Origin of the sequence: Streptomyces sp. DT224 (genome assembly GCF_049844595.1) — a bacterium.
GTDB lineage: Bacteria > Actinomycetota > Actinomycetes > Streptomycetales > Streptomycetaceae > Streptomyces.
Window position 1 is genome coordinate 346,932 of sequence record NZ_JBNCLI010000006.1, and the last position, 21,064, is coordinate 367,995.

Annotated in this window: 18 protein-coding genes; 16 read left to right on the forward strand and 2 right to left on the reverse strand. The window is 73.0% G+C overall.

Annotation, left to right across the window (positions count from 1 at the left end; all coding sequences use genetic code 11):
* Positions 1 to 25: 25 nt before the first annotated feature.
* The 15 genes from ACLQ2N_RS17405 (at position 26) to ACLQ2N_RS17475 (ending at position 14,032) form a co-directional block, all read left to right on the forward strand.
* A complete protein-coding gene (locus ACLQ2N_RS17405; protein ID WP_425813894.1) occupies positions 26 to 1,048 on the forward strand; it encodes a peptidoglycan DD-metalloendopeptidase family protein in 1,023 nt (340 codons plus the stop codon).
* Position 1,049: 1 nt separating this feature from the next.
* Positions 1,050 to 1,691, forward strand: a complete 642-nt coding sequence (locus tag ACLQ2N_RS17410) for a hypothetical protein (protein WP_425813896.1) — start codon at positions 1,050 to 1,052, stop codon at positions 1,689 to 1,691.
* Between the two features lie 33 nt (positions 1,692 to 1,724).
* Positions 1,725 to 2,564: a hypothetical protein gene (locus ACLQ2N_RS17415; protein WP_425813898.1), complete on the forward strand. Its 840-nt coding sequence runs from the start codon at positions 1,725 to 1,727 to the stop codon at positions 2,562 to 2,564.
* Between the two features lie 179 nt (positions 2,565 to 2,743).
* A complete protein-coding gene (locus ACLQ2N_RS17420; protein ID WP_425813900.1) occupies positions 2,744 to 3,370 on the forward strand; it encodes a hypothetical protein in 627 nt (208 codons plus the stop codon).
* On the forward strand, positions 3,364 to 4,323 hold the full coding sequence (locus tag ACLQ2N_RS17425) for an ATP/GTP-binding protein (protein ID WP_425813902.1): 960 nt from the start codon (positions 3,364 to 3,366) through the stop codon (positions 4,321 to 4,323). The genes ACLQ2N_RS17420 and ACLQ2N_RS17425 overlap by 7 nt, the downstream gene beginning before the upstream one ends.
* A 39-nt stretch (positions 4,324 to 4,362) precedes the next feature.
* Positions 4,363 to 5,064, forward strand: coding sequence for an SAF domain-containing protein (locus ACLQ2N_RS17430; protein WP_425813904.1), 702 nt, complete (start codon positions 4,363 to 4,365; stop codon positions 5,062 to 5,064).
* Positions 5,064 to 5,876 (forward strand): hypothetical protein, encoded by an 813-nt coding sequence (locus ACLQ2N_RS17435; RefSeq protein ID WP_425813906.1) that lies wholly within the window; start codon positions 5,064 to 5,066, stop codon positions 5,874 to 5,876. Before ACLQ2N_RS17430 ends, ACLQ2N_RS17435 begins: the two co-directional genes overlap by 1 nt.
* Entirely contained in the window at positions 5,866 to 7,386 is a 1,521-nt protein-coding gene (locus tag ACLQ2N_RS17440; protein WP_425813908.1) for a CpaF family protein, read from the forward strand. The genes ACLQ2N_RS17435 and ACLQ2N_RS17440 overlap by 11 nt, the downstream gene beginning before the upstream one ends.
* Entirely contained in the window at positions 7,383 to 8,285 is a 903-nt protein-coding gene (locus tag ACLQ2N_RS17445) for a type II secretion system F family protein (RefSeq protein ID WP_425813910.1), read from the forward strand. Before ACLQ2N_RS17440 ends, ACLQ2N_RS17445 begins: the two co-directional genes overlap by 4 nt.
* Positions 8,282 to 9,172: a type II secretion system F family protein gene (locus tag ACLQ2N_RS17450; protein ID WP_425813912.1), complete on the forward strand. Its 891-nt coding sequence runs from the start codon at positions 8,282 to 8,284 to the stop codon at positions 9,170 to 9,172. The genes ACLQ2N_RS17445 and ACLQ2N_RS17450 overlap by 4 nt, the downstream gene beginning before the upstream one ends.
* Before the next feature lie 43 nt (positions 9,173 to 9,215).
* On the forward strand, positions 9,216 to 9,431 hold the full coding sequence (locus tag ACLQ2N_RS17455; protein WP_425813914.1) for a hypothetical protein: 216 nt from the start codon (positions 9,216 to 9,218) through the stop codon (positions 9,429 to 9,431).
* Complete coding sequence (locus tag ACLQ2N_RS17460; RefSeq protein WP_425813916.1) at positions 9,428 to 9,898, forward strand: TadE family protein; 471 nt, start codon at positions 9,428 to 9,430, stop codon at positions 9,896 to 9,898. The genes ACLQ2N_RS17455 and ACLQ2N_RS17460 overlap by 4 nt, the downstream gene beginning before the upstream one ends.
* Positions 9,895 to 10,347: a TadE/TadG family type IV pilus assembly protein gene (locus ACLQ2N_RS17465; protein ID WP_425813918.1), complete on the forward strand. Its 453-nt coding sequence runs from the start codon at positions 9,895 to 9,897 to the stop codon at positions 10,345 to 10,347. Before ACLQ2N_RS17460 ends, ACLQ2N_RS17465 begins: the two co-directional genes overlap by 4 nt.
* Positions 10,347 to 10,796: a TadE/TadG family type IV pilus assembly protein gene (locus tag ACLQ2N_RS17470; protein WP_425813920.1), complete on the forward strand. Its 450-nt coding sequence runs from the start codon at positions 10,347 to 10,349 to the stop codon at positions 10,794 to 10,796. The genes ACLQ2N_RS17465 and ACLQ2N_RS17470 overlap by 1 nt, the downstream gene beginning before the upstream one ends.
* Entirely contained in the window at positions 10,796 to 14,032 is a 3,237-nt protein-coding gene (locus ACLQ2N_RS17475) for a BTAD domain-containing putative transcriptional regulator (RefSeq protein ID WP_425813922.1), read from the forward strand. Before ACLQ2N_RS17470 ends, ACLQ2N_RS17475 begins: the two co-directional genes overlap by 1 nt.
* A gap of 72 nt (positions 14,033 to 14,104) precedes the next feature.
* Here the strand turns inward: ACLQ2N_RS17475 and ACLQ2N_RS17480 are convergent, their stop codons facing one another.
* Positions 14,105 to 16,486: a hypothetical protein gene (locus tag ACLQ2N_RS17480; RefSeq protein WP_425813924.1), complete on the reverse strand. Its 2,382-nt coding sequence runs from the start codon at positions 16,484 to 16,486 to the stop codon at positions 14,105 to 14,107.
* Between the two features lie 356 nt (positions 16,487 to 16,842).
* On the opposite strand from ACLQ2N_RS17480, the gene ACLQ2N_RS17485 reads away from it, so the two are divergent.
* Positions 16,843 to 19,122, forward strand: coding sequence for a hypothetical protein (locus ACLQ2N_RS17485; RefSeq protein ID WP_425813926.1), 2,280 nt, complete (start codon positions 16,843 to 16,845; stop codon positions 19,120 to 19,122).
* Positions 19,123 to 19,185: 63 nt separating this feature from the next.
* Here ACLQ2N_RS17485 and ACLQ2N_RS17490 read toward each other — a convergent pair whose 3' ends face one another.
* The gene (locus ACLQ2N_RS17490; protein ID WP_425813928.1) at positions 19,186 to 21,030 is read right to left on the reverse strand and encodes a hypothetical protein; all 1,845 of its coding nucleotides are present in this window, start codon (positions 21,028 to 21,030) and stop codon (positions 19,186 to 19,188) included.
* Between the last annotated feature and the right edge of the window lie 34 nt (positions 21,031 to 21,064).

The following is a 21,064-nucleotide window of genomic DNA, read 5'->3' on the forward strand; positions in this document are numbered from 1 at the left end:
CGGACGTACGGGGGCGTCGGTTCGCATGCGGTCGTCGGCAAGTACGGGCATCGGGTGCCTGGCGGGATTCGTGGCGTGCCTGCTCGGGTCGTTCTTCCTGCTGCCCGTCATCGTGTTCGGGGGCGGGAACCCGGAGGACCAGGCGCCGCCCGCAGACCTCAACACCGGTGCGGTGCCCGCCCTTTACCTCCCCTGGGTACTCAAGGCGGGTGACATGTGCAAGGAGATCCCCGCCCCGCTGATAGCCGCTCAGATCGAGCAGGAGTCGGGCTGGAACCCCGACGCGGTGAGCCCCGCGGGAGCCCAGGGCATCTCCCAGTTCATGCCCGGCACCTGGCCCTCCTGGGGACGGGACGACGACAAGAACGGCGAGGCCGACCCCTTCGACGCGGGCGACGCGATCATGGCGCAGGGGCGATACGACTGCTCACACGCGAAACTGATGGCCGGTTACCTGAAGAAGGGCCTGGTCAAGGGGCCGTTGATCGAGCTGGTCCTCGCCGCGTACAACGCCGGGGCGGGGGCGGTACTGGACGCCGGAGGAGTACCGGACAACGGGGAGACCCCGCACTACGTCGACGTCATCACCGCGTTGATCGCCAAGTACACCAAGGCCCTGAAGGACGGCGGGACCGTACCCGCGGGGCAGCGTCTGGCCTCGCCGCTGCGGGAGAAGGCCCTGATCACCTCCCCGTACGGAGGGAAGCGGCCGAGCAGCGCCTACGGCTACCACACCGGGATCGACTTCGGCGTCGGGCTGGGGACCCCCATCCACGCCGCGGGCGACGGCACGGTGACCTTCGCCGGCTGGAACTCCGCCTACGGCAACAGGATCGTCATCCAGCACGCGAAGCGGGGCGGCAAGACCGTGGAGACCACCTACAACCACCTGTTCACGCTGAAGGTCGCCAAGGGCGACACCGTGAGCGTGGGCCAGGTGATCGCGGCATCGGGAAGCACCGGCAACTCCACCGGACCGCACCTGCACTTCGAGGTGAAGTACGGCGGAGAATTCACCGACCCCGGCCCCTGGATCGGACTGGACTGACATGCCCCGACTCCGCACGACCGCCGTCGCCCTCGCCTTCGCCGGGACGCTGGCCCTGACGCTCGCGGGATGCGCCTCCGGCGAGGACGACGCCCCGGCCCCCACGTCGTCGGCCGGCTCTTCGGCACCCGCCGCGAAGGTCCCCGCCGCCTCCTCGCGACCGCTCGACGCGGACGCCCACGTCCCCCGCGTCCGGCGGATCGACGAGCGGGACGCGAGCGCCGTGGCCCTGGCCTGGGCCGAGCTCTCCTACGGATACGACACCGCGTACGACGCGCACCCGCATGCCGCGCGACTGCGCGCCGCCCGGTACCTGACTCCGGAGAAGGCGGCCCTGGCGAAGTCGTACTCCCCCACCTCGGGCCCGGGCGCCCAGTGGAACGCCTGGGCCTCCCACCGCGCCTGGACCGAGGCGCACGCCGCCCTGGCCGATGCGGACGAGGACGCGGAACCGGACACCGGCACCCGCGCGTACCGCGTCGTCTCCGTCGACGGCACGGCGCGCGGACGCGACGGCTGGGAGGGCACGGGTCCGCGTCTGCACGCCTACCTCACGCTGACCCGGACCGGCCGGGAGGCGCCTTGGCGCATCCGGGAAACCACTGTCGTCGATGCCGTCGCCCCGCCGTCGAACCAGCCCTGACGCCCGTCCGAGACCGACCGAGAAGGAGTTCCCGTGCCCGACACGGACCCACGGCAGATCCCCGGCTGGCCGCTGGTCGACGTCCTGCTCGCCCCGGAGGGGACGGCGGCCGTCAACGGCGCCGCCGTACCCGTTCCGGCCGGGCAGGACCCGCGCGCCGCGGCTCTCACCCGGGCGGCCGAGACCGCGGCCCGCCTCGGCCGCCCCGTCCGCACCCGACTGACGGACGCCGACGGCGCCGAGTGGCTCCTCGCGGTCTCCCCCGACGGCACCGAGGCGGTCCTCACCGCTCCGCAGCAGAGGCCCCGGTCGCGCAAGGAGAAGCGGCGGGCGAAGGCCGGGCCCCGGGCGGCCCGCGGCACACCCCGCGCCACCGGGACGGCCACCGCCCCGCCCACCGCCGTAACGCCCACCGCCCCGCCCACCGTCGTAACGCCCGCCACCGGGCCGGCGGACATCCGGAGCCGCATCACCGCGGCCGTCGACGCGCTGAACTGGCCCGAGGCGTTGCGGCTGTGCGCCGAACTCGTGCACGCGGCGACACCGGTGACGGCCGACTCGGCCCTGGAGATACAGGCGCGGATCACCGGGCTCTCCGGCGACCGCGAGACCGCGTACGCCCGCTTCCGCGACCTGGCCGACCTGCGCCTCGCCGCCCTCGGCCCGACGCACCCGGACACCGCGGCGGCTGCCGAGGCCGCCCAGGGGCAGTGGGCCGGGCTGGCCCCCGACCGGGCCGCCCGTCTCGGCGACGACATCTTCGCCCTGCGGACCCGCGTACCGGGCCCGGACGGCCAGGCGGCGGGACGCGCTCGCCGTCACCTGCTCGGACTCCACGCCCGCCGCGCGGGCGGCGGACGGGGGGCCGGGTGAGGGCGCGACGACGCGGACGGCCGTACGGAAAAGGCTTGTTCACGCTTAACGATTGAGCGTGATACCGGGCGAAAGGTACGTTGCCGCGAGCGATGTTCGAAAAATGGGAACCATCCAGGCCAGTAGGCGTCCTAGGCTGATGACGGACGGTCAAGAAGTGTTCAGGATCGGGGGTTTCTGTGCATGAGCAACGAGTCGCACGTGCCGCACACCGCGGCGGGCGACCGGGCCGGACCAGCCTCGCCGCCGTCGCGGCGGCGGTCGTGGGACTGCTGGGCGCCGGCCTGACGGCGTGCTCCGGCTCCGGCGACTCCGCGGAGGAGGCCGGGCCGGCCACGAAGTCCCCGGTGCACACGTCCGCTTCACCCTCCGCCTCCGCCGAGGACCAGGCACGAAAGCAGGTCACCGAGGTGGTCCGGCGCATGCGCGAGGAGGAGACGAAGGCCCACGCCGACCCGGGCAAGGTCACCGACACGAAGCTGACGGACTACGCCACGGACAAGGCCCTCGCCAGCATCAACAACCAGCTCTTCCAGTACGAGCAGCTCGGCCTGGTCCTCAAGGGAAGCCCCGAGAGCTCCTTCACCGTGACGGCGGTCAACCTGGCGGGCAAGCCCAAGAGCGCCACAGTGGAGGAGTGCCTCGACACCACGACGTGGAAGCCCGTGAAGAAGAGCACCGGCAAGGACGTGTCCACGAAGGGACAGCCCCGGCGGTACGTCATGACGTACCGGGTCGAGATCTTCGGCAAGAAGGCGCAGTGGATGGTCACGGACCTGAGCAGAGACAAGGGGCGGTCATGCTGAATCGATCACGTCTGGCACTTCTGCTGTGCGGCACGGCGTTCAGCGGCATGCTCGTCATCGCCGGACCGGCTGCCGCCGATCCCACTCCCGCCCCGCGGCCGACCGGCGGCGTCCAGAACTGCGCTCCTGACCTGGACATCTGCGTAGGCGCGGGAACCGGAACCGGCACCGGCGGCGGCCACGAAGGCGGCGGCGGGACCACAGGGGGCTCCCACGGCGGCAAGAAGCCCACCTGCGAGATCGGCGGCCAGGAAGTCCCGTGCAAGCACCCCGCGTGGGGCACGTTCTCGGGAGGCTGCTACTACAAGCTGGCGGACCCCCAGCCCGAGGCCGGCTCCGAGTACTGGGACGGCCACAAGCCGGGTGACGGCGCCATCTACATGAAGTCGTGCCCGCCCTCGGGCATCGCCAACGGCGCCGCGGGCCCCATCCTCCAGGGACTGGTGTGGATGGAGGACGCGCCGGGCGACCAGGTGGACCCCGCGGTCCTCGCCCAGCAGGCCATGGACCGGATGACCCTGCGCGGCCCCGACATCGGCATGGCGCCCGAACCGGGCAGCACCGGAGTCGTCGGCATGCCCGTATGGATGTGGACCGAGGTCGGCGCGGAGACCTGGGGGCCGAACAGGGCCAGCGCCTCCGTGCCCGGGCTCACCGTCACCGCCACCGCCCGTGCCGAGAAGGTCGTCTGGAACATGGGCGACGGCACGAGCGTGACGTGCACCTCGGCGGGGACCCCGTACACGAAGGCGTACGGCAGGAAGAAGTCGCCGGACTGCGGTCACACGTACCGCACCACCAGCGCACGGCAGAGCGGCCAGAAGTTCGCCGTCACCGCAACCACCACATGGAACGTGCACTGGGAGGGCGGAGGCCAGTCCGGCGATCTCACCGCCACCCGGAGCTCTCGGACCACCGCGCGGATCGGCGAGGTCCAGGTCGTTGGCGACTGACCTCGCGGGCCCTCGCACTTTGGGGAAGGACATATCCACGTGAGCACCACCGGGACCGCACCGGCCGCCGCCCAAGGGGCGTCGTCGGGCCCCACCCCCCCGACGCCGCCACGCACGCTGGCGACCCGGCGTCGCAGGCCGGCCCTGATCGGACTGTCCGTCGCGCTGATCGCGGCCGGCGGTCTCGCGGGCGCGTTCACCGTGCTCAACAGCGGCGAGCGCACGCCCGTACTCATGGTCGCCAAGGCAGTTCCCTACGGCACGGTCGTCACCGAGGGGGACCTGACCGTCGTCTCCGTCGGACTCGACCCGGCGCTCAAGCCGGTCAAGGCCGCCGACCGGGACGAGATCGTCGGCAAACGGGCCGCCACCGACCTGATGGCGGGCTCCCTCGTGACCGGCGGGTCCGTCACCGACAAACCCCTGCTCACCGAGAACCAGCAGCTGGTGGGGCTCCGCCTGAAGCCCGGGCAGCTCCCCAGCTCCCCGCTCTCGCCCGGCCGCAGTGTCCTCGTCGTCTCCACCCCGGACGCCGCCGCGAACGCGGACCCGGACGGAAAGAAGGAGGACGAGATACCGAAGACCCTGCCCGCCCAGGTCATCCGGGTCGGTGAGCCGGACACCAACGGCAACCTGACCGTGGATGTCGCCGTCGCGGCGACCGACGGCGCGGTGCTGGCCGCCCGGGCCGCCTCCGGGGACATCGCCGTCGTCGTCCAGCCGAAGAAGGCATCCGACTGATGGCGGTCGTCGCGATAGCCGGGTGCCCCGGGGCACCCGGCGCCACCACCACGGCACTCGCCCTGCTGCTGACCTGGCCGCTCGAACAGGGGCGGCGGGTCATCCTCGCCGAGTGCGACCCCGACGGCGGGGCGGTACTGGCCGGAGCACTGGCCGGACGCACCCCGGGACCGTACGGACTGCGCAACATCGCCGTGGCCGACCGCCAGGGACAGCTCGGCGAGATGTTCTGGCGGCAGCTGATCGACCTGTCCGACAAGGGCACGGACCGCCTGCTGCTGCCCGGCCTCACGGATCCGGCGCAGGCTCCCAGCCTCGCCTACACCTGGGACCGTCTCGCCGCGATGTTCGCCGGCATCGAGCAGAGCTCGATCTCGCACGACGTCGTCGTCGACCTCGGCCGCAACGGCGCGTTCGGCCCCTCAGCCGTCCTCGCCCGCAAGGCGGACGCGGTCCTCATGGTCGTACGCCCCACCCTGCGCGGCGTCCACGCGGCGCTGCCGCGGATCACAGCGCTGCGCAACGATCTGCAGGAGTCGGGAACGGGGGCCGACGCGCTCGGCGTCGTCCTCGTCGATTCCGGCCCCTACACCGCGCACGAGGTGTCCAGGCAACTCGGCTCGCCCGTGGTGATGTCGCTGCCGCACTCCCCGCAGGCCGCCGCCGTACTGTCCGACGGACGCGACGGAGGGCGCCGTTTCGCCCGGTCCGACCTGCTGCGGTCCGCGCGCGGCGGGGCGGAGCGGATACGGGAGCTGGTCGCCGGGCGGCGTGCCCGCCTGATGCCGGGGGAGCACAGCGATGTACGGTAGACCGCTTCATCCCGACCCGTCGGTCCGGACCCAGGACCACGCGGTCGCCACGGCCGGAACACCGCCCCGTCAGGTCGGGCCGCCGCAGACCCCGGGGCAGCGGCACGGCGTGCCGGTTCCGGGAACGCCGGAGCCCGTGGCGCGGGAGAACGTCGACTACGCGGTGGCCACGCGCCTGAAGAAGACGGTCGCCGACCGGCTGACCGAGGAGATCAAGCGCTCCCCCGGCATGAGCGTCGCCGCCCAGCAGCAGCGCGGGCGAGCGCTCATCAACGAGACGGTGGCGGTCTGGTCCGACGCCACGGCCGTCGAGCGGGGCATCGCCACCAGCCCCGCCGAGGACCGCAGGCTCGCCGAGGCCGTGTACGACCTGCTGTTCCGTGCGGGACGTCTGCAGAAGTACCTGGACGACCCCAGGATCGAGAACATCCTGGTCAACGGGCACGACGAGGTGTGGGTCGACTACGGCGACGCCCAGCGGGTCGCCGTGCCCCCGGTGGCCGAGTCCGACGAGGACCTGCGCGAGCTGCTGCGCGACCTCGCCCGCCGGAACGGGCAGAGCGAGCGGACCCTGTCCACGTCGAACCCGTTCCTGGCCCTGCGGCTGGAGGACGGATCGCGCCTCCAGGCGATCACCGAGGTCACGCCGCGTACGTACGTCACCGTGCGGCGCCACCGCGTCCGCGACATCGACCTGATGGGGCTGGTCGAGCTCGGCTCCATCGACACCACCCTCGCGGCGTTCCTCGGCGCGCTGATCCGCGCCAAGAAGAACGTGATGATCGTCGGTACCCAGGGCGTGGGGAAGACCAGCCTGCTGCGGGCGATGGCCCGGGAGATCCCGCCGGACGAGCGCATCGGCACCATGGAGACGGAGTTCGAGCTCTTCCTCCACGAGAACGGGCACCACCGGCAGATCGTCCCGATGGAGTCCCGCGAGGGGAACGGCGAGCGGGTCGACGGGCACAGCGTCGGCGAGATCACCGTCGGCGACCTGATCTACCCCGCCCTGCGCATGACCCTGTCCCGGATGGTCGTCGGAGAGGTCCGCGGCCCCGAAGTCGTCCCCATGCTGCGGGTGATGACCAACGGTGAGGGCGGCTCCCTGTGCACGCTGCACGCGCGCGAACCGCACATGGTCTTCGACCGGATCGCCGAGCTGTACATGGAGTACGGCGGCAACATGACCGAGTCGCTCGCCTACAAGCAGGCCGCCAACGGGATCAACTTCATCGTCTTCGTGAAGATGGTCGACGAGACGGCGATCGGCGGCCGGCGCCACCGGTTCGTCTCCCATGTCCAGGAGGTCACGGGCACCGGTGAGAACGGCCGGCCCGCCACCAACACGGTCTTCGGCCCCCGGCCGGAGATGGGCGAACCCCGTGCCGTGCCGCTCATGCACCCGAGCTGCCTGCCCGACCTGATGCGTGTCGGTTTCCCGGGCCATCTCCTCGACCTGCCGCTCGGTTCGTGGCAGACGCCGCTGGAACTGAAGGTGATGGCGGTATGACGAACCTGCTGATCGGCCTGTTCGCGGGCCTCGCCCTCAGTGGTGGCCTGGTGGCCCTGACCGCCGGGCTCATCGGCACCACCGCTCCCCGGACGCCCGGCCCCCTCGGCCGGTGGCGGGCCGCCGCGAACAGCAACCAGGCGGAGGCGCGACTCCGCGCCCGCGCCCGGGCCAGGGCGGTGGTGTCCGCCGCCCTCGGCCTGGTGCTGTGGATCGTCACGGGCTGGTTCGCGCTCTGGCCCCTCACGGTGGCCCTCGTGGTGGGCCTGCCCTGGCTGCTCTCGCCGGCCAAGGCGACCCAGATCCGTATCGAGCAGCTGGACGCGCTGGCGGAGTGGACCCGCAGGCTCTCCGACGTACTGCTCCTGGGAACGGGTCTGGAGCAGGCCATCATCACCAGCCGTAAGACGGCACCGGCCGTGCTGAAGGACGAGATCGCCGAACTGTCCGCCCGGATGCTGTCGGGCTGGCGTCCCGAGGACGCCTTGCGCGCCTTCGCCGACGCGCTCGGCGACGCGACCGCCGACAAGATCGCCGCCGCCCTGATCCTCCGCAGCTCGGAGCGGGGCCCCGGCCTGGCCGCCTCGCTCACCGACCTCGCCGACTCCGTACGCGAAGAGGTCCGCCAGCGCAGGCAGATCGAGGCGGACCGGGCCAAGCCCCGGACGACGGTGCGCTGGATGACGTTCATGACGCTCGGAGTTGCGGGTGCGGGCGCCTTCAGCACCGACTACGTGGCCCCTTACGGCACCTTCCTCGGCCAGCTGGTCCTGACGCTGCTGCTGCTCGGATTCGGCGGCACGCTCGCCTGGATGCGTTCCCTGGCCTCCTACCGGCCCACCCCCCGCTTCCTCGAAGCCGACCGGCGCAGCCGGGTTCCCCTGCCGGAGGCGCGATGAACATCTCCCCCCTCGCCGTCATCAGCGGGGCCGCCGTCGGCGGTGGTCTGGCCCTGTTCGTGCGGGCCGTGGCCCGGCCCCAGCCCGACCTCGCCGGCACCCTTCAGCGGCTCCACGAGGCGGGGCCGCTGCCCGAGGACCGCGAGACGCTGACGCAGGACGAGCGCTGGGGCGCCTGGCTGCATCAGAACCTGCTGCGGGTACCGGGCGTACGCGTCCCGTACGCCGACCTCGCCCTCGTCGGCCAGAGCCCGGCCAGGTTCCTGCTCACCAAGACCGCGCTCGCGCTGACCGGGCTGTTGCTGCCCGCCTTCTTCTTCACGGTCTGGGCGGTGCTGGGGCTCACCCCGCCCCTTCTCGTTCCCGGCGTGGTGTGCCTGGGGCTGGCCGCGCTGCTGTGGTTCGCCCCCGACCTGGCCCTGCGGGACACCGCCCGGCGGGCCAGGGACGAGTTCCGGCAGGCGGTCGCGGCCTACCTGGATCTCGTCGCGCTGGAGCGGGCCGGGGACGCCGGGCCGAGCGAGGCGCTGGAGAGGGCGGCGGCGATCGGGCGCGGCTGGGCGTTCCGGCGCCTTCAGGACGCCCTGTTGCAGGCCCGTATCGACAAGGTCGCCCCGTGGGACACCCTCAAGTCGCTCAGTGCGGAACTCCAACTCCCGGTACTCGAGGATGTCGCCGACATCATGCGCCTGTCCGCACACGACGGGGCCGCCGTCTACACCACCCTGCGGGCCAGGGCGAAGTCCCTGCGGACCGAGCTGATGAGCAAGGACGCGGAGGAGGCGAACACCGCCAGCGAGCAGATGACCGCGCCCGGTGCGCTGCTCGCCGTCCTGCTGATGCTGCTCATCGGGTTCCCCGCCGTCATCCGCATCCTGACCGGCTGAGCACCCGGCCGTCGCACCGAAGTCCAGAGAAACGGGAGAAGACATGAAGATACGAGTCCGCGAGAGCATCCCCCTGTTGGTGGTGTTCGATGTGCTGGCCGCACGGCTGAAGGAGGCGCGCGAACGTTCCGACCGGGGTGACGTCAGCATCTCCACCATCATCATCTGGGTCGCCGTCATCGGGGTCGCGGCCGGGATCGCCACCATCATCGGCGTCACGCTGTACAACAAGTACTCGGCCAAGCTCTCGGGACTGTGAGCCAGGGAACCGCCGGCCCGGCGAGCGGCTTCCCGGCGCCGGGAAGCCGCTTCAGGTCATGGGCGAACCGCGGGCCCCTCGCCGCGCGGCAGCGGGACCGGGGCGATGCCTCCATCGAGATGTCGATCATCCTGCCGGTCGTCATCCTGCTCACGATGATGATCGTGCAGGCGTGCGTGGCGTACTACGCCAAGCAGATCGCGCTCACGGCCGCCCGCGAAGGGGTCCAGGCCGCCACCGCGTACGAGTCCACCGACGCGGCGGGGGCCGGACGCGCACGGGACGTCCTGACCCGGGTGGCCGGCGATTCGCTGCTCGGCCCCCGTGTCTCGACCGCGGGCAGTACGCGGGAGCGCGCGACGGTCACCGTCACGGGCCGGGCGCCGTCCGTGCTGCCCGGATTCGACGGCATCCGGATCACCCAGAGCGCCTCGGCCCCGCGCGAACGCTGGACGGTGAAACCATGACCGGCCACCGGGCGCGCCACGTCCGGCGTGTCTGCCGCGACGACCGGGGCAGCACCGCGATCGAGGCGGCCCTCATCACTCCGCCGCTGATCCTCTTCCTGCTCCTGGCCATCGCCGCCGGGCGCATCGTGATGGCGGGTCAGGTCGTCGACGCCGCCGCGGAGGACGCGGCCCGCCAGGCGTCGATCTCCCGGGTTCCGGGTGAGGCGCGTGAGAGCGCGCTGTCCGCCGCCCGGGCCACGCTCACCGGCCAGGGCCTGCACTGCTCGTCCACGCACGTCGGACTGGACACCTCCGGCCTGGGCGCCGGGACCGGAGAGGCGGGCACCGTGACGGCGACGGTGACCTGCCGCGTGGACCTGGCCGACCTCGCCCTGCCCGGGGTGCCGGGCACCCGCACCATGACCTCCAGCTTCACCAGTGCCGTGAACCGTTACGTGGAGCGCTGATGAACCACAGCCGTCACCGCGTGCTCGCGCGGCTGCGCCGGGACACCGGCAGCGTCTCGCTCTACGCCGCCATCGTCGTCGTCGGCATGCTCGTCATGATCGGCATCGCGGTCGACGGCGGCGGCAAGATGCGGGCCACCGAACGTGCCGACGCCATCGCCCAGGAAGCCGCCCGCACCGGCGGTCAGGAGATCGACGCCGGGCGGGCCATCACCGGTGAGGCCGTCGTCGCCGATGCCGGTGCCGCGCGGGCGGCGGCCCTCGACTATCTCGCCGCCGCCGGCGCACGCGGCTCGGTCGCCGTCTCCGAAGACGGCAAGAAGCTCACCGTCACCGTCACCGGCGCCTACCGCACCCGCTTCCTGCCCGTGCTCGGCGTCACCGAGATGCCCGTGACCGGGCACGCCTCCGCCGTCCTCGTCCACGGCGTCCAAGCCCCGGAGGGCTGATGACCGCCCGTCGTACCTCGCTTCCGGCCGACCTGCTGCGCTCGCTGCTCAGCCTCGTCGGCCTCCTCGTCCTGCTGGCCGGGCTTCCCCTCGTCCTGTACGTCGCCGGACGACAGCTCGTCCCGCTCGGCCTGGACGGCCTCGCCTCCCCCGCGGACCTGCTCTCCCGTCAGGACACCGGCGGTGTGGCGCTGCTCGTCCTGACCGGCATCGGGTGGGCGGGGTGGGCGAGCTTCGCCGTCGCCGTCGTGCTCGAAGTCCCCGCGCAGCTGCGCGGCCGCTCGGCACCCCGTCTCCGGGGGCTGCGGATGAGCCAGCGGATGGCGGGAGCGCTGGTCGGTGGGGTGCTCGTCCTGCTGCCCACCGCCGGCGGCGCGATGGCCGCCCAGGCGGCGCCCGGCACCGTGGCGTCGACGTCCGTGAGCGCCTCGTCCGTCCCCGGCGGCCAGCGGAGCACGCAGGCGGCGGTGACGCGTACGGAAGCGAAGACCTCCCACCCGACGTACACCGTGCGCGACACCCGCCCGGCCGACAGCCTGTGGAGCATCGCCCAGGAGCGGCTGGGCGACGGTGAGCGCTGGACGGAGATCGCCGCGCTCAACGAGGGCCGCACCATGACGGACGGCCGTACGTTCCGTGCCGCCGACCCCATCCAGCCGGGCTGGGTCCTCAACCTCCCGGGCAAGGGCGGCGGTTCCGCCCGGGCGGCCGGAAAGAACGTCACCGTGCACCCGGGGGACACGCTGTCGCGGATCGCCGAGGAGCAGCTGGGGGACGCGGAGCGGTACGCCGAGATCGTCAGGGCGAACACCGGGCGCGCGATGGACGAGGCGGGGCACCGGCTCACCGACCCGGACCTGATCCTGCCCGGCTGGAAGGTCGCCCTTCCCGCCCAGCGCGCCACGCCTCCGGCCGGCGCCGGGCCCGCCGACTCGGCCCCGGCCGAGCCCACACCGCAGGAGGACCGGGACGCGGGCGGTCACGGCGACGACAGGCCCGAAGCCAAGCCCACGCACGAGACCACCACACCGGCCCCCGAGACCAAGCCCACGCACGAGACCACCACACCGGCCCCCGAGACCAAGCCCACGCACGAGACCACCACTCCGACCCCGGAGGCCAAGCCCACGGGGGAGGCGTCCGGTGCGGCCGAGTCGCCCTCGCCGAGAGCGTCCGCGACTCCCTCTTCTCCCGCGGTCCCGGAAAGCCCCACCCCGAGCCGGGACGCGCAGCCCTCCGCGGCCGGCTCCGCCGCACAGACCGCGTCCGCGTCCTCCTCCGTCGACGTGGCGGCACTCGCGACCTGGGGCGGACTGCTCGCGGCCGGACTCATCTCCGCGCTCACCGTCAAGCGCCTGCTCCAGCAGCGCAAGCGACGCGGCGGTGAGCGGATAGCGCTGCCCCGGACCGCGTCCTCGTTCCCGGACCCGCGAGCGGACGCGGGGCAGGATCCCCTGCTCCTGCGCCTCGCCGAGGTGGAGCGCCGCATGCGTGCCACCGAAGCGCCCGAGGGCGTCGATCTGATCGACCGCGCCCTGCGCACCCTCGCCCACCACGCGACGGCCGAGGGGCGCGGTCTGCCGGACCTGGCCGCCGTGCGCCTGACGCCGGCCACCCTCGAACTCTGGCTGAACGCCCCCTCACCGCCCCTGCCCCCGTTCACCGCCACCGGCCCGGCCCACTGGACCCTGGCGGCGGACGGCTCCGGCCTGCTCACCGCGGACGCCTGCCGCGAGGTGTGCGCCCCCTACCCCGCACTCGTGACGCTCGGCCGCGACGAGGACGACGCGCTGATCCTCGCGGACCTGGAAGCCCTCGGTGTCCTGCTCCTCCCGTCCGACCCCGAGGCGTCCCGGCCCGTCCTTCGTGCCCTGGCGATCGAGCTGGCCACCGCGTCCTGGAGCGATGACCTCGGCGTCCTGCTGAGTGGCCTCGGGTCCGGGCTCCTGGCCATCGAGGAAGGGCTCGGCCGGCTCACCGAGACGGACGATCCGGCGGCCGCGGTCAGCGAAGTGAGCGCCTGGGGGCGGACCGTGCGCACCGCCCTGGCCGACACCGGGGCCGAATCGGTCCGCGTGGCCCGCAGCCGCCCCACCGGCGCGGAGGCGTGGACCCCTCGCATCGCGCTCTGCGCGGGGCCTCTGCCGGCCGAGGTGCTCGAAGCCGCCCGGGACCTGCTCGACGCCCCGGCCTGTGCCGCGCTGATCACGGCCGCCGACGCGGCCGCGCTGCCCGGGGCCACCGTGCTGCCCGGCCCCGACGGGGGCACCGTGCGGCTCGCCGGCCGCCCCGTGCGCCTGGTCCCCCAGCACATCGGCGACGCCGACTACGACGCGTTGCTCAGGATCTTCGGGATCGCCGCGGCTCCCGCCACCGCCCCGCCTCCGCCGCCGGACCCGGAACCGGTCCGGGACTACGAGCTGGCGGCCCCGTCCCCGCACACCGCGACGGTCCAGGTTCCGGCGCAGGTGCCGGACCAGGCCCCGGCCCCGGACGACGCGGCGGACGTGGAGGTCCCCGGGCCGTACACCGTGGGCGTCGATCTCCTGGGCTCCCCCGCGGTGACCGGGGTGCGGCAGGAGATCGCCCCCACCGCGGCCGGCCGTCTCACGGAGATCGCCGCCTGGATCGCCCTCCACCCCGGCGCCGACACCACCGCGCTCACGGAGGACATCTGGCCCGGCGGGGTGTCGGCGGCCTTCCGGACCGCCCAGCTGTCCGCCCTCCGCCGCTGGCTCGGTACCGACTTCCAGAGCGGCGACGTCTACCGGTTCGGCGCGGACACCGGGACGGACTGGCAGCGCTTCCAGGCGCTCGCCCTGCGGGGACGGCTCAAGGGCGCGGACGGGGCCGGCGACCTGGGCGCGGCGCTGGACCTCGTACGGGGCCGTCCCTTCGACGGGATTCCGCCACGCCGTTACGTCTGGGCCGAGTATCTGCGCCAGGACATGATCACCGCCGTGGTGGACACCGCGGCGCTCCTCGCCGAGCTCCTCCTCTCGGCCGGGGAGCACGTGGCCGCACGGGAGGCGGCCGACAAGGGTTTGCTCGTCGAGCCGGCGGCGGAGCGGCTTCACCGCCTCGCGATCCGGGCGGCGGACCTCGCCGGCGACGGCGAGGCCGTGGAGCGGTACGCCCGCCGCATCGACGAACTGACCGACCGGCTCGGCACCGCGATGCAGCCGGAGACGGCCGAGCTCCTCGACCGGGTGGCCCTGCGCCCCTCCCGGGGGTAGCACCGCTACCGGGCCCGGGCGTTCCGGCACCGCGGGTTCCCCCGCGCCACCGGAACGCCCGGGGCGGTGCGGCTACCCGCGGCCTTCCCCGCCGTCCCGGCCGGACGGCCCCGCGCCCGGCCGCGTGGGCGGGTGCGGCACCGCCGCGTCCGCCGTCCCGGGTGATGTCGCGCCGGCCGTGTCACCGACGGCGGGACCGCGGAGCGCGGTCCCGGCGGCCGACGGACCCCGCCTCCGCCCCGCCATGGCCTGCCGGATCGCGTCCACGCCCTCGCCGTCGCTCCGTACCGCACCCTGCGAGCGGTTCTGCTGGACGGGGAGCCTTCCCGCCAGGGCTTGGGCCACGTGCCTGCTCGTGGTGGGCGAACCGTCCGGAGCGACGCTGCCCATCCTGCGGAGGACCTCGTTGGCCGCTGTCACTTCCTTGATGGACGCGGCCAGCTTCCCCTGCTCCTCGGCCGTCAGCCGCACCAGTCTCAGGTCGTGCACACCGCGCGCCTTGAAGCCCTCGGCCCCGAGAATCTGACCGACAACCTCGGTGACCGCTTTCCCCCTGTCCTCGGGGGCAGTTCCGTATGCGGCGGAGATGTCACCCCGCGCGACCATCCCGTCCGCCGCCCGGTCCGGCGGCGGGGGGAGGTCGTATCCCGCGCTCTCGTACGTACGCCGGACTTCGCCGTCCGTGGGGTGGACCAGGCCGTTGAGCGCATGGGTGATCGCCCCGTACCTTCGCGACGCGAGCTCCCAGTCGGTCGTCTCGACGTCGGCCCACCGGTTGATCTGGTCCGCGTAGTACTCGCTGGTGCGCCAGGCTTCCTCGCTCCAGGCCGGGTCGAACGCCCGGGACATACCGGTCAGCTCGCCGCTCTCGACGAGCGTGCCGATCCGGTCGATGCCCACCGAGATGTATCCCGGGTAGTAGACGGTGACCGGCTCCGCTTCCACGTCCTCCGGTTCGGCCAGGGCAGGGCCGAACTCGACGCGGCGCACGGTCGGCAGCGGCGGGGCGTACACCTCCCCCGACCGTTCGAACAGCTTGACGGAACGCCCGGACTCATAGAACTTCCGGCCGCCGTCCGCCTCTTCGGCGACACGGCTCTCACCGAACGACCACTTCGCCCAGTAGAGCTGCCAGCGCGTCCCCTTGTCCGCGACGTGTTCCTGCGCCTGGAAATAGACCGTCGGCACCCCGAGGCAGATCGCGCTCTCGAGCGCCCCGCTCTCGATCCCCACCTGGACGACGTCGGCATCCGTGTTGAGGTAATGAAGAAAGAGCGCCTGCTCACCATGTGTGAGCGCTGTACCGCCGTTCTTGTCCGCGGCCCAGAAACGGATCAGGGACTCGGTGTCGACACCGTCGAGCACCCCTTCCCGCTCGAAGGCGGCAAGGAGCTCCGGCCGCCCCTTGAAGAGGTTGTCGCCGATGAGAAGGATCTTCCGGTCCGGTTCCGTGGCGCGCAGCGTTTCGATGGCCTGCTTGAGGATCTCAGGCTTCGTGTCCATGAAGGCGGCGTTGTCGCGGTTGTCCCGCACCCACAGCAGAGCGTATTTCGGCGCAGCCCCCGAAGCGGGCTCGAATCCGTCTCCCGACATGACCCGCTCCGCCACGGCCCGCGCCCGCGCTTCGCGCCGCGCACCGAACTCGCCCGTTCCCCTCGTACTGGCGACGATGGACTCCCGCGCGTCGAGCGGAGACTCGCGGATGACGGGGAGCGCGTGGATGTGCGAACGTCTGAATTTCGTCTGCCGGTAATTCACCTCGTACGGCTGGTCGTCGTAGGAGAGGCGGATCCTGTGCGGCTCGATACTGTATTCGTTGATGAACCGGCGCCGCGTCGCCAGAGCCTCACGCAGCGAGTCCACGTACACATCGGAAAGATCGTGCAGGAATTCGGTGTCGTTCTCCGCCACCGGGCTCTTCCCGCGCTGAGAGCGCCACACGGCCACGGCGTTTCCCTGGTCCCGCGTCACCCCCTCCGGAAGCACGCCCAGATACGTGATGCTCTGGTCCTCCGCTTCCAACAGCAGGCGCTTGACCCGCCCTTCGGGCTCGTACGTCACTTCGAGGGTGGTCTCGGAGTCCAGGATGAGGGCCGCGGAGTGGATGTACAGCTCCCCCCGCTGCCACTCGTACATGCGGAGGTTCTTGCGGTCCAGTTCCCCGCCCACGTACGACGGCTCGTACGCCGCCCCGCGGAACACCTGCTCCCGCAAACGCGTCAGAGCGCCCTGCGGATCGGCGACCACCTGCTCCCGAGTGCGGCGGGAGAAATCCTCGAACGTCCGCTCCAGGGCGTCCCACTCGGCGATCCTCTCCGCCGAGGCCAGGTACGGCGAAGGAATGCCTCGTCCGGACGCGGCGATTTCGGAGACCGGCAGCTCCGTGAAGAGAGTGGCGTCATCGCGTAAACCCCGGGGAGTCACCGGCTCACCCGAGGACTGGTCGTTCGCCATGGCGTCGCACTCCCCCACTCCGCGCCCCACCGGGCCGTGCCGCCACCGCGAGCGCGTAAAGATACCGGTCAACTTGCGTAGTTTGATGCCTGGTTACCGGACAGATAACCGAACCTGCTTATGGGTCAGGCAACTTGACGCATCGTACACCTGACCGATGTATCGTTGACGCGGAACGTCAGGAAAGAGAAAGGGGCGGCCTCCCGGATGGCGAACCAGCCGTCCCGCCGCCGTGAGCCGCCTATATCCTGCCTGGACGGCACGTCGCCGCCCGCCTCTTCGGCTCCGGCCCGACGGGTCGGAGGACTCGCCCGTCGTGATTGCCAGCCCCTCGCTGACGGAAGGAAGACCGAAGCATGCCGCCCATTCCAGCTGCCTCGTCCCACGCATCAGCCCGCAGTATCCGGTACGAGGTCGTCGGGCGACAGCCGGCGGAGGGACACCCGGAGCGCTTCGTCCTCGACCTGTCCGCCGAGGGCCACGCCCGGCTCGACCAGGAACACGGCCCCGTCCGGCGGTCATGGTCCGCGCGTACGGAGGCCGTCGTGTGGACACGCCTGCTGAAGGCCGTCGAGGACATGCCGGCCGGCGGCCCCGCCCAGGAGCCTTCCGCCGGGGAACCGGTCCACCGCCGCCTTCAGATCCTCGACGCGTCGCAGACGCGGACGGTGGCATGGGACGGAAGGACCGCTTCTCTGCGGGCCGCCGCGCTCCTGGACTCGCTCGTCGCCCAGATAAGCGGTCCGGATTCGGATCTCGTCGCCAACACCCTTCCCCCGCTGGTCCACCGGCTCACCGGCGAACCGGCCGACGATCCGCGCGGCCACGAACCCACTGCCGTCTTCGGACAGGTCGGCGGACAGGCCGCGTTCGCGATCGCGCGACCCGGCGGCGGCTTCGGCCTGTACGCGGTCGACCCCCTGAAGCGACTCGCGGAGACCGCCGACCAGGGGCAGCTGCACCGGGCCCTGGTGCTGGGGTCGGACGGGACACGGGACCTCTTGGTGACCAGCGGCCAGGACAACGCCCTGTGGGCCTGGGACCTCACGGGCTCCGACGGCCTGGTGCACGCCCGAGTGGGCCACAGCGGGCCCGTCGGGGCCGTGGCCTTCCCGGCGGACCCGAAGGGCGAACTGGTCTACTCGGCCGGCGCGGACGGCAATGTCTGGGCGTGGGGCTCCGAGGACGGCAAGGAGGTAGGCGCGCTGACCGGCCACGAGCACACGGTCAACGCACTCGCCGGCGCCCGGGTGGAGGGCCTCGACCTCCTCGTTTCCGGCGGCGACGACGGGACGGTCCGCGTCCGGGACACCGCCACCGGTGGGTCGATGGGATCGATCACGCCCGGAGCCGAGTGGATCAACGCCGTGGCGTTCACCGGTTCGGAGGGACGGGGCCTGGTCGCGGCCGCCGGCTCCGACCATGCGATCAGGGTGTGGGACCTGGCGGCCGACAAACCGACCAAGCGGCTGAGCGGCCACACCGCGGCGGTCACCGGGCTCGCCTTCCTCGACGTCGAGGGCCGTGCGGTGCTCGCCTCGTGCGCGTACGACGGCACCATCCGGACCTGGGACGCGGAAACCGGAGACGCTCTGGGCACATGGCCCGCGCAGGACGCCTGGCCGGCCGCCCTGGCGGCGGCGCCTTCACCCGGTGGACCGCTCCTCCTGTCCGGCGGCGCGACCGGCACCGTACGCGTCTGGGACGCGAACGGCACGGAGGTGCGCGCGCTGGCGACGGACCACGGCCCCGTCCAGGCGCTCGCGCTGGCCGTGACCGACGGAGTACCGCTGGCGGCCGTCGGAAGCCTCGACGGCTCCCTCGGCCTCTGGGACGTCTCCACCGGTTCCGTACGCCGGGTACTCGCCCCGGACGACGGCCCCCTCACCTCGGTCTGCTTCAGCCCTACGGCCGACAGGGTCGTCTGCGGGACCTCGCGAGGGACGGTGCGCGTCCACGGAACGGACGACGGCGCGCTCCACCTCGTACCGACACCCCACACCGACACCGTGGCCGCCCTTGCCTTCCTCCCGGTGGCCGGTGGTCTCGTGGCCTCCGCCGGAGCCGACAGGACCGTACGCACCTGGGAGGCGGCCACCGGAACTCCGCGGCTGCGCCTGCGCGGCCACGAGGCGCCCGTGACCCTGCTGGCGGCCGGGCAGGCGGGACCGGACCCCGTGCTCGCCTCCGCCGACGAGGACGGGGCCCTCCTGGTGTGGGACGCGCTCTCCGGCCGGCGCCTCCTCGACCTCCGCACCGCCCGGCCGTTGACCGCTCTCACCTTCGGCACGGTCGACGGCGTGGACATCCTGGTGGGCGCGGAGCACGACGGTCCGGTCCGGGTCTGGGAGCCGGCGTCGGGCGAGGAACTGGTGGCGGTCGACCACGACGGCAGCGAAGTCACTGTGCTCGCCGTCCGCGCGTTCGACGAGATCACCGTGCTCCTGATCGGTACGCGGGACGGCGAGGTCCGCACCCGGCGGCTCCCGGACGGTGCCGACATGGGCGCGGCGGACGTGACCCTGATCCCGCTGGCCCTCTCCTTCGCCCCGCCCGAGACCCTGCTCGTCGCGGGAGTCGACGGCCTCACCACCGTCCCCTTCACCGCGGAGGTCGTGGGGCACGGGGCGGGCTGAGCCGTCCGGGGGCAGGTGGCGGTGGTCCTTCGGTCCACCGCCACCTGCCCGCTCGATACGAGGTCAGCCGATGTCGGCGCCGGCGCTCCGGCCGCGGTCCACAGCGGGCAGCGGGCGCGGGATCTCGCCCGCGCGCACCCGGCTCCGCCTGCGCGCCACCGCGGGGGAAAGGCGTGTCGCCCCGGCGACCGCGACCGCCTCGGCGGCCTCCGCGTCCACGGTCGCGGAGGGCCCCGCGCTCGGCCTTCCCGGCGCCGGACGGCTCACCGCCGGGGACGCGGCGGGCGAAGGAGGCTCGGCTTCCGTGCCGGGGGACGAGCCCGCCGCCAGTTCGCCGAGGCGTGCATCGGTGAGGGAGGCGGGAGCGTCCCCCCACCGCTCGGCGTATGCCTCCCGCAGTCCTTCGGGCACGGGCCGGATGCCCAGCTCCTCCGCCTGCGCGTCCGCCCGCTCCTCCAGCTGCCCGGCCCCCCGGCCGGCCGCCGCGGCCATCGTGTGGTGCAGGTCCGCCCGCCCGTCGAGGACCAGGGCTTCATTGCGCCAGCGTTCGGCCTGGGCGGGATCCGCGCCGGGCAGCTCGTCCCGTTCGTCGGCGAGCCTCTTGAGCCGGGCGGACTCGGTCGCGGCGTCGAAGGCGTGCTCGTAATGACGGCGGGCCTCCTGGAGCGCCCTGGCCGCCTGCTCCGAGTACGTCGCGGCAGGGGCGACGGACTCGGCGCCGCCCAGCAGTTCGGCCACCGTCTCCGCCGACGTGTCGTGCTCCAGGTCGAGGCCGTGCCTGGCGAACAGCTCGTCCCGCAGGGCCCCGGAGGTCCGCTGCTTGGCCGGACTGGGCGGCCACCTGTCCACCTGGTCCCACACCCCCGCGACCTCGGAGGCGCTCGCCGTGGCCCACCACTCCTCCGTGCTCAGCCTGGCCCGGAGTTCGGCTCCCTGGTACACGCGGCGGGGATCCTCGCCGCGCATCTCGGCCGTAACGGCCTGAGCCTGTACGTTCAGCCTCTTCCACGTCTCGCGCAGCCCGGCTCGCTCGTCGCCGCCGTCCGCGAGCAGCCGGCCCGCCTCCTCCGTACGGATCATCTCCGCGAGAACCGCGTGATGGACCTCTTCGAGGCTCCCCGCTTCCGCCCCCGAGACGAGGCGCCGCTGTCGGCGCGTCTCCGCGTCGATCACCGCGTCCGCCCGGTCACCGGTGACCCTGGCCGTCGCGTCACCCCCCGCGGGGCTCCCGTCGTTGGCGACGGTCTCGATCACGATGCCGCCGTCGGGCGTCCGCCCCTGGCCGTCGCACCACTGCCGCAGTTCGCGCGCGGCGGCGGCCTCCGTCTGCTCCCCGGGCGCCGTACGCAACTCGCCCCGGTGCATGATGTGCTCGGGATCGGCCGGGTCACGGATGACGTACAGGGTGGAGGTCTCGCCCCAGCGCTCGGCGTCCTCGCGCGCCGTGCCGGCCTCCTCCCGCAGGCCGGGCGAGCCGAGGGCGAGCGCCTTGGACAGGTCGGGCACGCTCAGCCGCACGTCCGCCGGCCTCAGCCCGTAGCGCTCGTCGAGCTGCCGGCGCAGGTGCTCCAGGGTCGCGGCCGCGGCGGGGTCCGAGGGCGCCCACTCATGGGCAGCTTGCCAGGCACGCCCGATGTCACGGGGCTGGGGGTCTTTCCAGAAGTCCTCGTCCCAGGCGCCCCTCAGCACGGGCTCGGCCCGCTGCCGGTCCTCCCAGACCGACCGGGCCGCCTCCTGCCTCTCGCGCTCCCACGTCCGCTGCCGGTGCCGCGAGACCTCCACCGCGACGATCTCCGCGATGGTCAGGGCCACCCGGACGCCCTCGGACCACAGATCGCCCGCGGCGCCGGTGATCTCGTTCGTGGTGCGCTCGTTCTCCTGCCCGTCCATCTCCCCCGGAGCGAACACCGTGATCCCCGATCATCCAGCCGACAGAGCCTGT

What these genes read in the sequence shown, in the direction of transcription:
- ACLQ2N_RS17485 (WP_425813926.1), top strand. Translation starts at nt 16,843, where the DNA reads ATGCCGCCCATTCCAGCTGCCTCGTCCCACGCATCAGCCCGCAGTATC.
- ACLQ2N_RS17410 (WP_425813896.1), top strand. Translation starts at nt 1,050, where the DNA reads ATGCCCCGACTCCGCACGACCGCCGTCGCCCTCGCCTTCGCCGGGACG.
- ACLQ2N_RS17450 (WP_425813912.1), top strand. Translation starts at nt 8,282, where the DNA reads ATGAACATCTCCCCCCTCGCCGTCATCAGCGGGGCCGCCGTCGGCGGT.
- ACLQ2N_RS17440 (WP_425813908.1), top strand. Translation starts at nt 5,866, where the DNA reads ATGTACGGTAGACCGCTTCATCCCGACCCGTCGGTCCGGACCCAGGAC.
- ACLQ2N_RS17405 (WP_425813894.1), top strand. Translation starts at nt 26, where the DNA reads ATGCGGTCGTCGGCAAGTACGGGCATCGGGTGCCTGGCGGGATTCGTG.
- ACLQ2N_RS17475 (WP_425813922.1), top strand. Translation starts at nt 10,796, where the DNA reads ATGACCGCCCGTCGTACCTCGCTTCCGGCCGACCTGCTGCGCTCGCTG.
- ACLQ2N_RS17445 (WP_425813910.1), top strand. Translation starts at nt 7,383, where the DNA reads ATGACGAACCTGCTGATCGGCCTGTTCGCGGGCCTCGCCCTCAGTGGT.
- ACLQ2N_RS17425 (WP_425813902.1), top strand. Translation starts at nt 3,364, where the DNA reads ATGCTGAATCGATCACGTCTGGCACTTCTGCTGTGCGGCACGGCGTTC.
- ACLQ2N_RS17465 (WP_425813918.1), top strand. Translation starts at nt 9,895, where the DNA reads ATGACCGGCCACCGGGCGCGCCACGTCCGGCGTGTCTGCCGCGACGAC.
- ACLQ2N_RS17480 (WP_425813924.1), bottom strand. Translation starts at nt 16,486, where the DNA reads ATGGCGAACGACCAGTCCTCGGGTGAGCCGGTGACTCCCCGGGGTTTA.
- ACLQ2N_RS17470 (WP_425813920.1), top strand. Translation starts at nt 10,347, where the DNA reads ATGAACCACAGCCGTCACCGCGTGCTCGCGCGGCTGCGCCGGGACACC.
- ACLQ2N_RS17435 (WP_425813906.1), top strand. Translation starts at nt 5,064, where the DNA reads ATGGCGGTCGTCGCGATAGCCGGGTGCCCCGGGGCACCCGGCGCCACC.
- ACLQ2N_RS17455 (WP_425813914.1), top strand. Translation starts at nt 9,216, where the DNA reads ATGAAGATACGAGTCCGCGAGAGCATCCCCCTGTTGGTGGTGTTCGAT.